The 15,683-nt window shown below is 61.7% G+C and carries 15 protein-coding genes; 10 read left to right on the forward strand and 5 right to left on the reverse strand.

Annotated features, from left to right (window positions below; all coding sequences use genetic code 11):
• Both VK519_RS08560 and katG read left to right on the forward strand, forming a co-directional pair.
• Positions 1-1,686: TonB-dependent receptor domain-containing protein (locus VK519_RS08560; RefSeq protein ID WP_324349023.1), on the forward strand; the 1,686-nt coding region annotated here is incomplete at its 5' end.
• A 202-nt stretch (positions 1,687-1,888) separates the two neighbouring features.
• Complete coding sequence (gene katG / locus VK519_RS08565; protein WP_324349025.1) at positions 1,889-4,153, forward strand: catalase/peroxidase HPI; 2,265 nt, start codon at positions 1,889-1,891, stop codon at positions 4,151-4,153.
• A gap of 121 nt (positions 4,154-4,274) precedes the next feature.
• Here katG and VK519_RS08570 read toward each other — a convergent pair whose 3' ends face one another.
• From VK519_RS08570 to VK519_RS08580, 3 genes are all read right to left on the reverse strand, one after another.
• Positions 4,275-4,487, reverse strand: a complete 213-nt coding sequence (locus VK519_RS08570; protein ID WP_324349027.1) for a helix-turn-helix transcriptional regulator — start codon at positions 4,485-4,487, stop codon at positions 4,275-4,277.
• Positions 4,488-4,490: 3 nt separating this feature from the next.
• Entirely contained in the window at positions 4,491-4,985 is a 495-nt protein-coding gene (locus VK519_RS08575; protein ID WP_324349029.1) for a hypothetical protein, read from the reverse strand.
• A 332-nt stretch (positions 4,986-5,317) separates the two neighbouring features.
• On the reverse strand, positions 5,318-5,764 hold the full coding sequence (locus tag VK519_RS08580; RefSeq protein WP_324349031.1) for an Ohr family peroxiredoxin: 447 nt from the start codon (positions 5,762-5,764) through the stop codon (positions 5,318-5,320).
• Between the two features lie 113 nt (positions 5,765-5,877).
• On the opposite strand from VK519_RS08580, the gene VK519_RS08585 reads away from it, so the two are divergent.
• Together VK519_RS08585 and VK519_RS08590 are read left to right on the forward strand one after the other, a co-directional pair.
• Entirely contained in the window at positions 5,878-6,240 is a 363-nt protein-coding gene (locus VK519_RS08585; protein WP_324349032.1) for a PadR family transcriptional regulator, read from the forward strand.
• Positions 6,237-7,172, forward strand: a complete 936-nt coding sequence (locus VK519_RS08590) for a sensor domain-containing protein (protein ID WP_324349034.1) — start codon at positions 6,237-6,239, stop codon at positions 7,170-7,172. Before VK519_RS08585 ends, VK519_RS08590 begins: the two co-directional genes overlap by 4 nt.
• Before the next feature lie 5 nt (positions 7,173-7,177).
• Here VK519_RS08590 and VK519_RS08595 read toward each other — a convergent pair whose 3' ends face one another.
• A complete protein-coding gene (locus VK519_RS08595) occupies positions 7,178-7,924 on the reverse strand; it encodes a glutathione S-transferase family protein (RefSeq protein ID WP_324349035.1) in 747 nt (248 codons plus the stop codon).
• A 138-nt stretch (positions 7,925-8,062) separates the two neighbouring features.
• The gene (locus VK519_RS08600) at positions 8,063-8,374 is read right to left on the reverse strand and encodes an antitoxin Xre/MbcA/ParS toxin-binding domain-containing protein (RefSeq protein ID WP_324349036.1); all 312 of its coding nucleotides are present in this window, start codon (positions 8,372-8,374) and stop codon (positions 8,063-8,065) included.
• Between the two features lie 171 nt (positions 8,375-8,545).
• Between VK519_RS08600 and VK519_RS08605 the strand changes: the two genes are divergently transcribed.
• From VK519_RS08605 to VK519_RS08630, 6 genes are all read left to right on the forward strand, one after another.
• The gene (locus VK519_RS08605) at positions 8,546-9,388 is read left to right on the forward strand and encodes a class I SAM-dependent methyltransferase (protein ID WP_324349037.1); all 843 of its coding nucleotides are present in this window, start codon (positions 8,546-8,548) and stop codon (positions 9,386-9,388) included.
• A 109-nt stretch (positions 9,389-9,497) separates the two neighbouring features.
• Positions 9,498-11,063 (forward strand): methyl-accepting chemotaxis protein, encoded by a 1,566-nt coding sequence (locus VK519_RS08610; RefSeq protein ID WP_324349039.1) that lies wholly within the window; start codon positions 9,498-9,500, stop codon positions 11,061-11,063.
• A 47-nt stretch (positions 11,064-11,110) separates the two neighbouring features.
• Positions 11,111-12,334, forward strand: a complete 1,224-nt coding sequence (locus VK519_RS08615) for a winged helix-turn-helix domain-containing protein (RefSeq protein ID WP_324349041.1) — start codon at positions 11,111-11,113, stop codon at positions 12,332-12,334.
• A 9-nt stretch (positions 12,335-12,343) separates the two neighbouring features.
• Complete coding sequence (locus VK519_RS08620; protein WP_324349043.1) at positions 12,344-12,982, forward strand: Vgb family protein; 639 nt, start codon at positions 12,344-12,346, stop codon at positions 12,980-12,982.
• A 182-nt stretch (positions 12,983-13,164) separates the two neighbouring features.
• A complete protein-coding gene (locus VK519_RS08625) occupies positions 13,165-13,944 on the forward strand; it encodes a gluconate 2-dehydrogenase subunit 3 family protein (RefSeq protein WP_324349045.1) in 780 nt (259 codons plus the stop codon).
• Between the two features lie 2 nt (positions 13,945-13,946).
• Positions 13,947-15,683 (forward strand): GMC family oxidoreductase (locus tag VK519_RS08630; protein WP_324349047.1); only part of this gene is annotated, 1,737 nt, incomplete at its 3' end.

Genomic DNA, 15,683 nt, shown 5'->3' on the forward strand with positions numbered 1-15,683 from the left:
TCGCAGAACCCGGCGCTCAATGGCGGCAGCGCCATTACCAGCCCGCAGACCGTGCAAACGCTCTTCAGCCCGGATCGCGCCAACCACACCAACAACCTGCGCGTGGACCTGACCTACAAGATCGGCGACCACACGATCTCCGCCGGTATCGACAACCAGAACGCACGCGCCCTGGCGCAGGGCTCGCAAACGTCAGGCCCGGGCTACTACTGGACCTATGGCCAGACCGATACGCCCGATGTTCCGTTGTCCTCTGGTCTTGGCGTGGGAGCCACCTCGGCCTATGCGAACGGAGCCGATGGCTACTATGTGGTCAAGCACGTGGCCAACTCGCTGGCGAGCGTGCGCTCGGCGCAGCGCGCGCAGTACATCGAGGACAGCTGGCAGGTGAATGACCGGTGGCTGGTGAAGATCGGTTTGCGCAACGACCAGTTCACCGACTACAACGCCAATGGGCAGGCCTATATCACCCAGACCAAGCCACAGCTCGCACCTCGGCTTGGCGCCAGTTGGGACGTCAATGGCGATTCGAGCTTCAAGATCTACGCCAATGCCGGCCGCTATTACCTGGGCCTGCCGCTGAACCCTGCATTGAATGCGGCGGGCGCTTATGTCGCCACGTCGCAGTACTACACCTATAGCGGGGTCGCTGCCGATGGCACGCCCACCGGGCTGACCCAGATGTCGGCTCCCGTCTCGGCGAACAATGCCTTCGGCATCCTGCCCGATCCGAAGACGGTGACGGCGCGGAACCTGAAGTCCGAGAACCAGGACGAATTCCTGCTCGGCTTCACCAAGACCGCGGGAGACAACTGGATCTATGGCGCCAAGGTGACGCGCCGGATCCTTCGCGATGCGATCGACGATTATTGCGACCTGGATACCGTGCTGGGCAAGGCGCAGTCGCTTGGCTACGACGTTACCAGCGACAGCAATCCGGTGAGTTGCTGGCTGTTCAATCCCGGTGCGGCCAATACCTTCAACCTGGTCGACACGGCAGGGAATTACCACAATGTAAGCCTGAGCAACAAGGAACTGGGCTTCGATGCCCTCAAGCGCAAGTACTACGGCCTGGAGACCTTCCTGGAGCATCCCTTCGATGGCACATGGTATGCGAAGGTGGATTATGTTTTCTCGCGCAGCTACGGCAACACCGAAGGCCAGCTGCGCTCGGACCTGCAGCAGACGGCGGCGTCCACCAGCGAAGACTGGGACAACGGCGCCATCATGGACAACACCAACGGCCCGCAGAGCAACGACCACAAGCACCAGTTCAAACTGTTCGGGTATTACCAGCTGACACCCGAGTGGATCGTGTCGGCGAACCTGAGCCTGGTGTCCGGCGCGCCCAAGACCTGCCTTGGCTACTTCGGTCCGGACCAGACCGATCCCGTGGGCTATGCGCCGTCCTATCACTGGTGCGATGGCCAGCCTTCACCCCCCGGTAGCCATGGCCGGCTTCCGTGGGTACGCCAACTCGACCTCGGTGCCACGTGGCGACCGACGTTCGGCGCGGGTAAGCTGGCTTTCACCGCCAACATCTACAACGTGAACAACGGGCAGACCGAGACCAACATTTACCCGTATTCGGTCACGGCGCCCTACACCACCGATCCGAAATACGGACTGGCGCTGGTACGCCAGCAGCCACGGTATGTGCAGTTCGGTGTGAGCTACGACTACTAACCGCATCGGGCTTCGACGGCCTCATGGATGCTGCATTGCAATATTCCCAAGTCCGATAGCTTCTGCCTTTCGTCTTCATAACTTCAATCAATTTTTGCAATCTCCGCGGTCGCCGTATGATCGATGGGTCACGTGTCCCCACGCCCCGCCGGCGACCGCCTATGTTCGTCTCCGGCCAGCCCACCCCAAGGAGAGAACGCGAATGTCGACGACCGAAGCCAAATGCCCTTTCAACCACACCGCCGGTGGCGGTACGACCAACCGGGATTGGTGGCCCAAGCAACTACGCGTTGACCTGCTCAACCAGCACTCGTCCAGGTCCAATCCCATGGACCCGGACTTCAATTACGCAGAGGCGTTCAAGAAGCTCGATCTTGCGGCGGTCAAGAAAGACCTCAACGCCCTCATGACCGACTCCCAGGACTGGTGGCCCGCCGACTTCGGCCACTACGGTGGCTTGTTCATCCGCATGGCCTGGCACAGCGCCGGCACTTACCGCATCGCCGACGGCCGCGGTGGTGGTGGTCGCGGACAACAGCGCTTCGCGCCGCTGAACAGCTGGCCCGATAACGTGAGCCTGGACAAGGCACGTCGCCTGCTTTGGCCGATCAAGCAGAAATACGGCCGCAACATCTCCTGGGCAGACCTCTACATCCTGGCCGGCAACGTCGCCCTGGAATCCATGGGCTTCAAGACCTTCGGTTATGCCGGCGGCCGCGAGGACACGTGGGAACCGGATCTGGATGTCTTCTGGGGTACCGAAACCGAGTGGCTCGGTGGCGACCATCGCTATGGCAAGGACAAGAAGTCCGACGCCGGCGACCACGAAAGTGGCGTGCTCACGGCGGAAGCGGAGAAACATGGCAACGAAGAGGACCGCACCGAGCACGGGCGCAATCTCGAAAATCCGCTGGCTGCCGTGCAGATGGGTTTGATCTATGTCAATCCGGAAGGTCCGGAAGGCAACCCCGACCCGATCGCCGCCGCCCACGATATCCGCACGACCTTCGGCCGCATGGCGATGAACGACGAGGAGACCGTGGCCCTTATCGCCGGTGGTCACACGTTCGGCAAAACACATGGTGCCGCCGATGCGAAACACGTTGGCGGCGAACCGGAAACCGGTGAGCTGGAAGACCAGGGCTTTGGCTGGAAGAACAGCCACGGATCCGGCAGGGGCGGCGATACCATCACCAGCGGCCTGGAAGTGACCTGGAGCCAGACACCTACGAAGTGGAGCAACCACTTCTTCGAGAACCTCTTCGGTTTCGAATGGGAGTTGACCAAGAGCCCGGCAGGTGCAAACCAGTGGGTGGCCAAGGGTGCCAGTGATTTGATTCCTGACGCCTACGACAAGTCCAAGCGCCATGCGCCGAAGATGCTTACGACCGACCTGTCGCTGCGCCTGGATCCGGCCTACGAGAAAATCTCGCGGCGCTTCCTCGAGAACCCCGACCAGTTCGCCGATGCCTTTGCCCGGGCCTGGTTCAAGCTGACCCATCGCGACATGGGGCCCATCGAACGCTACCTCGGCCCGGAAGTGCCCAGCGAAGAACTGATCTGGCAGGACCGTGTGCCGAAGGCCGACCATCCGCTGGTCAATGACAGCGACGTGGAGGCGCTCAAGGCGAAGGTGCTGGCTTCGGGCCTTACCGTGGCCGAACTCGTGTCCACCGCCTGGGCATCTGCATCGACGTTCCGTGGCTCGGACAAGCGTGGTGGTGCCAATGGTGCACGCATCCGCCTGGCGCCGCAGAAGGACTGGAAGGTCAACCAGCCTGCGCAGCTGAAGAAAGTGCTCGACAAGCTGGAAAACGTTCGATCGGAGTTCAACGCCGGTGGAAAGAAGATTTCACTGGCCGACCTGATCGTGCTGGCCGGTAGCGCGGCCGTGGAGAAGGCAGCGAAAGATGCCGGCAATGCCGTGAAGGTGCCCTTCGCCCCGGGCCGTACCGACGCATCGCAAGAGCAGACTGATGTCGAGGCCTTCGAACCGCTCGAGGCTGTCGCCGACGGCTTCCGGAACTTCGTCAAAGCCAAGTACAGCGTGCCAGCCGAAGCGTTGCTGATCGACAAGGCGCAGTTGCTGACCTTGACCCAGCCGGAAATGACGGTGCTTGTCGGCGGCCTGCGTGTGCTCGGCGCCAACGTCGATGGAGGCTCGCAGGGTGTCTTCACTGATCGCCCGGGCAAGCTCAGCAACGACTTCTTCCGCAACCTGCTGGACATACGCACCGAATGGAAACCCACCTCGCAGGCGCGGGAATCGTTTGAAGGCCTCGAGCGTGGTACCGGCAAGAAGAAGTGGACGGCCAGCCGTATCGACCTGGTGTTCGGTTCGCATGCGGTGCTGCGTGCACAGTCGGAAGTCTACGGCACCGCCGATTCACAGGAGAAATTCGTCAAGGATTTCGTCGCCGCATGGACGAAGGTGATGAACCTGGACCGGTTTGACCTGAAGAAATAAGCCAGGGCCTCGCTGCCGCTGCGGCGGTACGCAAAAGCCCCGTTGACTCAAGCCGCCCCGGTGTTTTGCCGGGGCGGCTTTTTATTGGCTGGCCCAACTAGCCCTGCGCGGCGATTGCCCGTCAAACAACGCTGAGCGCAAATATCGACTCAACCTGGAGATTCAAGGCGCGGGCGAGCTTCAACGCGAGGAACGTCGAGGGGACCATGCGTCCGGCTTCGATGGCGTTGATCGACTTGCGGGTGGTGCCGATCATCTCGGCCAAATCCGCCTGGGTGAGATTCAACGCTGCACGATGGACTTTCAAACTATTGGTAAGGCGCTCTTCGACCACGGATCAAGCTCGATCGTAGAAGAGAAAAACGCCGATAAAGACCGCGGTTCCCAGAGTCACGGTGGTGGCGGCAAGCAGCCCTGCCGACCACGAGAGGGTCAATACGAAGGAAAGCAGGCAAAACAGCGCCTGTGCGCCAAGCATTGAAAGGAACCCTGCCTTGAAAGCGTGTTGCGAGGCGACGAGCCGCAGCTCATCGTTGAGCATCGCGCGCTGCTGTTCCTTCATCTGGGCCGGTTTCGCGCCGGGATGAAGCCGGTTGACCCAAATCGCACCGAAGAAGATGACGATGGGAATCAAGGTCATTAAACGCTCTGCGTAGCGCGTTTTGGCCGGATCCGACGACATCCCCGCCAGCAGGGCAACCACGCCAAGTAGCACGATCACCAGCAGGCAAAGCCACAGCCCGCGCCGCTCGTGGCGAACAAGCCTGTCACTGCGCTCGTCTGAATTCTGATTGATCACTGACCTTCCCCCGATGGCTGGCTTGGTGGCCATCGGGGCGATCATATAACCCATAGGTTTCATTTTGCAACCTATGGGTTACTTTTTCCATCGTCATTTTATCCATTCAACCAGCGGCTTCCCCTTGGGAACGATATACGTCCCGATTTCCGCGGCGTTTGCACAGCCTCCCACCCGGGAATGCTGATGTCGTTCTTGGATAGCTCGGTGCGGTGGGTTCCGGTCTGCTGCGCCTGTGCAGTGTGAGGTACCAGGTTGCCTGCAACGACCAGCAGGCTCGCGGCCGCGACGTTCAACACGTTCATGGGATTCTCCTACAGCCGGTTCGACACAGTGGGCACTCGTCGAACCGGCCTGGCAATGCATCAGGTAGTCACCACATTCACGGCAACGTCGATGTTGCCCTTTACTGCTTTCGAGTAGGGGCAAATCTGATGGGCCGAGTGAACGATGGCCTCGGCGACATCCTGTGCCATGCCTGGCAGACGGACATTGAACCTGGCACCGAGGAACCAGCCTGGGCCTGTCTGGCCCACATCCACCTCGATATCCACGGAAGAATCAGCCGGAAGCGTGAGCTTCTTCAGCGAGGCCGCCACACCAAGCGCACTGGTATAGCAAGCCGACCAGGCGCCCGCGAACAGCTGCTCAGCGGTCGGGTGGGTCACGACGGCGTTGAACTCATAGTCCTCGCCACCCGGCGTTGACAGCTTGATGTCGACGACGTCGTGATCAGCACGCTGTACTTTGGGATCGCGATTGACTTGGGTGTGGGTCTTGCCTGTAAAGATGACTTTTTCGATCTTGGTCATGACGTGTTCCTCAGGGTTTCCCTGCCCCTGAATCATGCGCCTGCCATGACTATCAGCACATTCACTATACTGAACTTCACACTAGTCTAATTCCCAAGCTAGGGAAATCAGACATGGGCGACCTCGACGCGCATTTTCGAAAGTTCAGGCGTGAGCTCAGTTCCGGCACGGTGTCACTTGCCCTGCTGGCCATCCTGGCTGCGGCGGACGAGCCCATGTATGGCTACCAGATTGCCAAGCGCTTCGAGCGAAACGGCGATGGCGTGCTAATCGGCAAGCAGAGCGCGCTGTATCCGGTGCTTCGCACGCTCGAGGGCAACGGCTTGCTCGACAGCCATGTCGAACCCTCCGACTCCGGCCCGCCGCGACGTTATTACCGGATCAATGCGAATGGCCGCGAGGCACTGCGCGATTGGACCTCTGCCTGGAATTCCACCCGCGACTTTGTCGATACCGCGCTTGAGGATGTGAAATGAATACTGCCGCTTCGCCCTATCCCACCACCATCAAGCGGTACCTCGACCAATTGCGCAACGCGCTTGAGGGTTCCGATCCTGCACTCGTGCAGGACGCCCTTTACGATGCAGAGGATTACCTGCGTTCGGAGATGAGCGAGAACCCCGGAAAATCCGAGGCGGAGATCATCGCCATGGTCGCCGGCAGCTACGGCGCACCGGACGAAGTGGCCGAAATCTATCGCGACACCGAGGCCAAAGTGCAGACCGCAATACGCCCGCCCGCTCCGCGCTGGACGACGCCCTGGGGAAAATTCTTCGGCGTGGCGGCGGATTCCCGCACCTACGGTGCACTGTTCTACATGCTGCTGGCTCTCGCCACGGGAATCTTCTATTTCACGTTGATGGCCGTGGGCATGTCGTTGTCGCTGGGGCTTTCGGTACTGATCATCGGCATTCCCATCATTATTTTGTACTTCGGTATCGTGCGCGTGCTATCGCTGGCTGAAGGGCGCCTTGTGGAGGCCATGCTGGGTGTGCGGATGCCGCGCCGCCCGCTGTACGCGAACCGAGACGATCGCTTGATGACGAAGATCAAGGGTCTGTTCACCGACCCGCGTATCTGGTCCACGCATATTTATTTCCTGCTGATGTTGCCGCTGGGGATTGCCTACTTCACCATCTTTGTGACGCTGATCGCGCTGGTCGTCAGTCTCATCGGCGCGCCATTGGCCATCTGGACGGGCTTTGCCACAGGCGACCTGACGCGCGACTCGTGGAGTCTTCTGCATGTCCAACTGCTAGGCGTCAATGCAACCGCCGGTGGCGCACAACTCTTGCTGTGCCTGGTGGCCGGTGTGTTGCTGATGTTCGGCACCCTGCACCTGGCCCGCGGTATCGGGCACCTGCATGGCCTGCTGGCAAAGCATCTGCTGGTGGCGCCGGCGCGGTAGAGGATTCAAGCAACGTCGAATGGGCCAGGGACGATGTGCAAGTCGATCGGCTGCCCGGGAACCAGGTACTCGTCGGACCAGATAGGTGGCGGCACACTTGCGTTCCGCATCCATTCCTTGACGTCGGCAATCGCCAGCAATGCCTGCATCCAGGCATCGATGGCGTCCCTTGATGGGACAACCGGGTCGTGAGCGACAAGGCGCACGATGGCCGGCACCAATACCAGATCAGCCAGCGACAGGTTTCCGAAAAGAAACGGGCCACCACTGTCGGCAAGGTACCTGGCGAGAACGCCGAAGAGACGCTCGCATTCGCTCGTCTCGATGGCGGTAAGCGCCCGTTTTTCCGGATAGAAGGCGCTCTCGAATGAAATACGGGCGCAAGTATTCGACAAACCGGCGTGTTGCCAAGCCAACACAGATCTTGCCTGGGCTCGCTGCATCAACCCGGCAGGCATCAGGCGGCCCCCGCACACCTCGTTCGCATATTCCATGATCGCCAGCGAGTCGTAGATCGCGATTCCGTCGACCACCAGCACGGGTACCATCGCTGGCGGTGAAAAACGGCCGACGGCTTTGAGGTTGGCGAAGCGCTGCGGCCGCCGGATGTCAACGATCTCTTCCTCAAAGTCGATGCCTGCCGCGCGCAGGGCAAGCCATGCCCGCATGGCCCAGCTCGATGCGTTCCTGGTTCCCGAATACAGCTTGGGTCTGCTCACGTTCGGCACTCTCGGCAGGTATGCGTAGAACAATTATCCATTCTCCAAGCCTTCGCAACAAAAGAGCAGGCATGAGCTCCTATCTCAAAAGCCGATTGAGCTTCGTGGTCAACTATCGCAGGTAACTCCTGCGGTAGTCGAGGCCATCCACCTTCGGACGGGAGCGCGTGCTCAGCCCTCCACCCGCAACCTCGATGCCAACTCCGCACCCCCTTGCCGCTGCTCGAGTGCATCCCACAGCTCTTCCTCGTCGCCGTCCATCAATGCCTGCCAGGCGGTCCGCCCATCGAGCGCGCGTTGCGGCTGGCTCATCCATTGCGCGGCGCGGCGCCGGTCGCCGAATACCATCAGCACCATCTGGGCCAGGGAGACGTTGCGTTGTTCGAGCGCTTCGAATCCGGCGAGCAGGGCCGCATCGCGGAGCGCGCTGGTCCGCTCTATTTCCCGGCTGATGGACTCGAAGCTGGCTGCGATGCGTGGCATGGGGGCTTACCCTGGCAGTGGGCTATATGCACCCAAATCTTGCCAGCCACCCACTGGTCTAAACATGATGCCCGTCAAGCTTCTGGGCCCGGACACGCCAACGGCCTTTTCCCTTACGATGGCACTCCCTATTTTTTGCCGTCATTGCGTGCGGTACCCGGAGTTTTCATCGTGCCGCACTATCCCGGCCCCCTGCTGACACGCCCGAACGCCCAAGCCCTGGCCGCGGCGCGCGAGGCAGGCTCAACCACATGGACCGGCTCCCTGGATCTTGGCCGCTCCCAGGCAGACGCCGTGCTTCACCACGACACCTGGCAATGGCGCGGTCAGCACTACCCCTACCCCGGCAAACTCAGGGACCGGACGATCTACTACTGGGACGGCGAGGGTTTCGAACCGGTGTCGCGATTCTCCGGATCCCTGATCAAACTGGTGCCCACCGAATGGGGCGCGCCCACGTTCGAGATCGATGGCATCAAGATGCTGCCGACATCGAAAGAATCGCCCATGGACGATGCGCGGCGCAAAGTGGCGCTGATCGAACCCCGCGGCAAAGCCGTACTCGATACCTGCGGTGGACTGGGCTACTTCGCGGCGTGTTGCCTTGAGGCTGGCGTGGCCAGTATTCAATCGTTCGAGAAAAACGAAGACGTGCTGTGGCTGCGCACGTTGAACCCGTGGTCGCCCGATCCCGACGCACCTGCCAACGGGGGTCGCCTGGAACTCTCCCATGGTGACGTGTCGTTGGCGATCGCGCAGATCGCAAGTTCTTCCGTAGACGCCCTGCTCCACGACCCGCCGCGCTTCGGCATCGCCGGCGAGCTCTATTCCCAAGCGTTCTACGATCAACTGGCGCGTGTGCTGCGCCGCGGGGGCCGGTTGTTCCACTACACGGGCTCCCCGAACAAGCTCACCAGTGGCCGCGATGTTCCCAACGAAGTGGCCAAACGACTCGAAAAGGCTGGCTTCAAGGCACAACTGGCACTTGACGGGGTGCTCGCCAGCCGTCGCTAGACGCTTTGTTACAGTGCAACCTTTCCAAATGCTTTCCATAACTTAAAGCTAAAGCTTCACCGAAGTTCCGCCGATATCACCTCCCATCCATCACCAACGGGAGTGTTCAATGCGGTACACGGTTAAGTTGAAGATTGCCTCGACCATCGCTGCTGCATTTGCGATTGCAGTGGCCGTAGGGGGCGTCGGGCTGGAGGCCCTGCACACCACCTTCGGGGATCTCGATGACATGTTCCATCAGAACCTCGAACCGGTTGTCTATGCTTCGGATGTGCGTGCTGACGTGCTGCAACTAAGGCTCGCTTTCAATCGCTCGCTGGTGGCCGGAACGACCGACGCGGCCAAGCAGGCGCTGGCAACGGTTGCCGCCACTAACGCGGACATGGATGCCAAATGGAATACCTATTACCCCGCGTTGGTAAGTTCCGAGGAAGAACGCGCCAAGGCCAGGGACTTCATGCGCTATCGATCGGTCACCACGCCCTTGATTGCCACGGAAGTGACCAATCTTGAACAAGGCCGCACAGAGCAGGTGAAGCAGCTCCTGGTATCGACTCTCTCGCCCGCCTTCGACGCCGAGCAGACCAGCATCAGCGGTATCGTAAAGATGAACGAAAGCCAGGCAAGCGATCAGTTCACCGTTGCACAGGCGCGCTACCGACGTACCGTATATATGGTGGCCGGCGTGCTTGGCGCCGGCGTACTCCTGCTTATCATCGCCGGATGGTTTCTGGTACGCAGCGTGATGCGGCCGCTGTCGCAGGCCCGTGCCCTGGCGTCGGCCATCAGCCAGGGATCGCTCGGCAATGTCGTGGACATCGAAGGCGATGACGAGCTCACCGATACGCTTCATTCGCTGGTGGACATGGAGCGCAAACTTACCCAGATCGTCTCGAAGGTTCGCGATAGTTCCGAGCAGGTCACTATGGCGGCCCAGGACATTTCCCAGGGCAACGACGATCTGTCGCAGCGCACCCAGGAGCAGGCTTCCTCCCTGGAGGAGACGGCTTCTTCGATGGAGGAAATGGCAGCTTCCGTCCGCCAGAACGCCGAGGGCGCCATCACCGCGCAAGCACTTGCCGACACACTGCGCTCTGACGCCCGTTCCGGGGCCGGCGTTGCCCAGCAGGCCGTGACAGCGATGCGCGACGTCAGTGCGGCCAGCCAGGACATCAGCGAGATCGCGGTATTGATCGACGAGATAGCCTTCCAGACCAACCTGTTGGCGCTCAATGCAGCCGTGGAAGCGGCGCGGGCGGGTGAACAGGGGCGCGGCTTTACCGTGGTGGCGTCGGAGGTCAGGAACCTGGCCCAGCGAAGCGCCAGGGCAGCACGTGACATCAAGAGCATGATCGCCGATACCACCCAGAAGGTGGCTATGGGCGCCGACCTGGTGCAACACACCGGTGCCTCGCTCGCCAGCATCGAGATGGGTACACGCAAAGTCGCCGATCTGATTGCCGAGATTTCGGCCGCCTCGCGAGAGCAATCCGCGGGCGTGGACCAGGTGGCCTCGGCCGTGGCGACACTCGACGACGTCACCCAGCAGAATGCCGCACTGGTGGAAGAAGCAAGCGCTGCGAGCCGGATGACACTTGAACTGGCCAAGGACCTTACGCGGCAAGTGGCCTTCTTCACCATCACCGGCTTTACCTCTCCGCGCGCAGGCGGGTAAGGTGCCCCAACGCTCGAAACGTTTGGGGTAGCCGTGGTCGGTTTCACATGATGGACTCGCTGATCACCGCTGCCGGGCGTGCCCTGGCGGCAGGTGATCCGCTGGGCGCGCTCAATCGCGTCGCCTTGCGCAACGATCCACCGGCGCTGGCGTTGCGGGGCATCGCCATGGCGCAGCTTGGCGACTTCCCCAAGGCGAAGGCATTGTTGCAAAGTGCCGCGCGCGCCTTTGGTCCGAAGCAAGCCGTGGCCCGCGCGCGATGCGTGGTGGCGGAAGCTGAAGTGGCGCTGGCCTCGCGGGACCTGGCCTGGCCAACCCACAGGCTCGACGCAGCGCAGGCAACGCTTCAGTCGCACGGCGACATCATGAACGCCGAGTACGCGCGCTACCTCACAGTCCGCCGGCTGCTGCTGGTCGGACACCTGGACGATGCCGAACGTGCACTTGCCGGGCTTGACCCCGCTTCCTTCCCTCCCGCGCTGATGGCGGCGCATGCGCTGGTAGTGGCGGGAATCGCCATACGCCGCGTACATGCCGGCGTCGCACACGAGGCGCTTACCAGGGCGGCGGTCAACGCCCGCCTGGCGGGCATTCCTGCACTTACGGCGGAGGTGGAAGCGGCGTCGCGGCTACTCACCCTGCCGGCCGCGCGCCTCGTTTCCCGCGACTTCGAACGTACCCTCTTGCTTGGCGACGTCGAAGCGTTGTTTGCTTCAGATAGCCTGGTGATCGACGCCTGCCGTCATGTCGTTCGCCATGCGGACGAAGCCGTGTCGCTGGCGACACGTCCGGTGCTGTTCACCCTGCTCCGCGCCTTGGCCGAAGCCTGGCCCGGTGACGTGCCGAGGAATACATTGATTGCACGTGCGTTCCGCGCGAAGTATGCCGATGAAACCCATCGCGCCCGCCTGCGTGTCGAGATCGGACGGCTTCGCGCCATGCTTGGCACCCTGGCCCAGGTGAATGCCACCACGGACGGTTTCGTGCTCGAATCGCATGATGCGAGCGAGGTGGTGGTACTGGCGCGGCCAGTGGAAGGCAAGCACGGCGAGGTGCTGGCCTTCCTTGCCGACGGCGAGTCGTGGTCGAGCTCGGCACTGGCGCTTGCACTGGGTGCCAGCCAGCGTACCGTGCAGCGGTCGCTGGACGCTTTGGCAGCGTCCGGCATGGTGCATTCATTCGGTGGCGGCCGCGCGCGCCGCTGGATGACTCCGCCGCTGCCCGGTTTCACGACGACCTTGTTACTCCCTTCTCCCCTGCCCGGTGACTAGGATGGGAACATGAAACGATCAACGGCCAACATCATCAGCGAGCATGGGCCCTTCCCGGGCGTCCACGACGTCCATGGGGTCACCTACGACGGCAAGCAGGTCTGGTTTGCTTCGGGTGACAAGCTCATGGCGCTTGATCCTGAAAACGGGAAAACCGGACGCACCATCGACGTCCCGGCCCATGCAGGCACCGCCTTCGACGGCGAGCATCTGTTCCAGATCGCCGAAGATCGCATCCACAAGATCGACCCCACTACCGGCCGGATACTTGCCTCCATTCCCGCTCCCGGCGGCGGTGGGGATTCGGGCCTGGCCTGGGCCGAGGGCTCGCTCTGGGTCGGCCAGTACCAGAGCCGGAAGATCCACCAGGTGAATCCCGATACCGGCGCGGTACTGCGCACCATCGAATCCAACCGCTTCGTTACCGGCGTCACCTGGGTGGACGGTGAGCTATGGCACGCCACCCTTGAAAACGATATGAGCGAACTACGGCACGTCGATGCGAATACCGGCGAAGTGCTGGAAACCCTGGAAATGCCCGCGGGTGCGCGCGTTTCGGGGCTGGAATCCGATGGTGGCGAGCGGTTTTTCTGTGGCGGGGGAAATAAAGGGACGGTGCGCACCGTACGGCGGCCCGGGCGTACCTAGTTCCGCCCGACATGGACATGAAATCGCAAGAACTTACGCTCTCGGGACCTACACAAAAGTCTCATTCCACCCATCGATAATTAGGGATACATTCGATACGTTTTATACAAGCGCCAGGCCACGCATAACCGCGACACTCGTGATCCCGCCCGCAGGGGAGCGAGACTTCCGGAGAATGTTCGATGGACAAGCCCAAGCTCGACCGCAGGCATTTCCTCCTGGGAAGTGCCGTTGCCGCCACTGCCGGAGTCGCCGGCGCCCTGGGGGCCAAGATTCACGATGGCGAGCTGGGTGCACCGCCCCGAACTTACCAGGGCGGCGTGCCATGGCAGGAAGGCCTGGCCGATGCACCGCCCGGTGTTTCCGGTACCGACTTCAAGTTTTTCACGCCCGCCGAACGGGAATTCATCGAAGCCGCCGTCGGCCGGTTGATCCCCAACGATGAAGTGGGCCCCGGCGCCGTCGAAGCCAACGTACCGTTCTTCCTCGACCGGCAATTGGCCGGCCCTTTCGGCCGTGGCGATCACTATTACCTCGGCGGCCCGTGGGCCAAGGGTGCACCCGAGCAGGGTTACCAGAGCCGGTTTTCGCCTGCGCAGATGTATCGCGCGGCGATCGGCGCCATCAACAAATACACCCACGCCAACCATAGCGGCGCGGACTTCGCCAAGTTGTCCGAAGACGAGCGGGACGCGCTGCTCAAGGACTTCGAAGCGGGCAAGGTGCAACTGGAAGACGGCGTTGACGCCAAGGCCTTCTTCGCCATGCTGCTGCAGAACACCAAAGAGGGATATTTCTCCGACCCCATCTACGGCGGCAACAAGGACATGGCTGCCTGGAAGATGATCGGCTTTCCCGGCGCGCATTACGACTACCGCGAATGGGTCAGCCGCCACGGCGAACCGGTGCCCTTCCCGCCCGTGGGTTTCAAGGGCCGTCCTGGCTGGAATTCGGAGACCTGAGCATGGCAACCACCCTCAAACCCGTTGATGCGGTGATCGTCGGCTTCGGTTGGACAGGCGCCATCATGGGCCAGCAACTGGCCGATGCAGGGCTTGAAGTGCTTGCGCTCGAACGCGGGCCCTGGCGCGACACCTCCACCGACTTCGCCACCGGCTTCGCGCAGGATGAGTTGCGCTACATGTGGCGGCACCACCTGTTCCAGAACGTAGCCGACGACACCCTCACTATCCGCAACAACACCAGCCAGACGGCACTGCCGATGCGCCACCTGGGTTCGTTCCTGCTGGGAACAGGCGTGGGCAGTGGCGGGGTGCACTGGAATGGGCAGATCTGGCGATTCCTGCCATCGGACTTCCTGACCAAAAGCCACAACGAGCAACGCTACGGCAAGAAGTCCGTCACCGACTACGACCTCACCGTGCAGGATTGGGGCGTGACGTACGAGGACCTGGAACCCCACTACAACACCTTCGACGTGCTCTGCGGTACAAGTGGCAAGGCTGGCAACCTGAACGGCCAGATCCAGCCGGGCGGCAACCCGTTCGAAGGTTCCCGCTCCGCGGAATATCCCACCCCGCCGATGCCGCAGACGTATGGGCCGACCTTGTTCGGCAAGGCGGCAGCGGAACTCGGACGGCATCCGTTTCCCCATCCCACGGGAAATTTATCCCAGCCCTACGTGAACAACTTCGGTTCGCAGCTGGGTGCGTGTACCTATTGCGGCTTCTGCGAGAAATTCGGCTGCGGCAACTATTCCAAGGCCAGCCCGCAGACCACCCTACTGCCCTACCTGATGGCCAAACCCAACTTCACCCTGCGCACGGAGAGCGAGGTGCTGAAAGTGGAATTGTCGCCGGACAAGAAGCAGGCCACCGGCGTGACGTACGTGAACAGCGCGGGCGAGGAATTCTTCCAGCCCGCGAATATCGTGATCCTGTCGTCGTACATCCTGCAGAACGTGCGTCTGCTGCTGCTGTCGGGCATCGGCACGCCGTATGACCCCGCCACGGGCAAGGGCGTGGTGGGCAAGAACTACGCCTACCAGACCATGTCGTCGGTGAATGTGTTCTTCGACGACAAGCTGATCAATCCCTTCATCGGCGCCGGCGCACTGGCTACGGTGGTCGATGATTTCAACGGCGACAACTTCGATCATTCGGGGCTTGGCTTCATCGGCGGCGCCTATATCGCCGGCATGATCACCGGCGGCCGCCCCATCGAGATGATCTACACCCCCACGGGCACGCCTGCGTGGGGCAAGGCCTGGAAGCATGCGGCGGCCAAGAATTACCTGCGTTCCTTCAGCCTTAGCGTGCATGGCTCGTGCATGAGCCATCGCGGCAACTACCTGGACCTGGATCCAACCTACCGCGACATCCACGGCCGGCCGATGTTGCGCATGACGTTCGATTTCACCGACAACGAACACAAGATGTCCGACTTCCTTACCGACCGCGCCGCGGAAATCGCCAAGGCGATGAATCCGCGCGAGATCAAGCTTAACCGGCGCGTCGGTTCATGGAGCGTGGTGCCCTACCAGACGACGCACAACACCGGCGGCGCGATCATGGGCGACAGCCCGGCCAACAGCGTGGTGAACAAGTACCTGCAAAGCTGGGACGTGCCCAATGTGTTCTCGATGGGCGCGGGCGCTTTCCCGCAGAACGCAGGCTACAACCCCACGGCCACCGTGGCGGCGCTGGCGTACTTATCGGCGCAGGCGATCGTGCAGCAATAC

Source organism: Pinirhizobacter sp., from assembly GCF_035317885.1.
Lineage (GTDB): Bacteria > Pseudomonadota > Gammaproteobacteria > Xanthomonadales > Rhodanobacteraceae > Pinirhizobacter.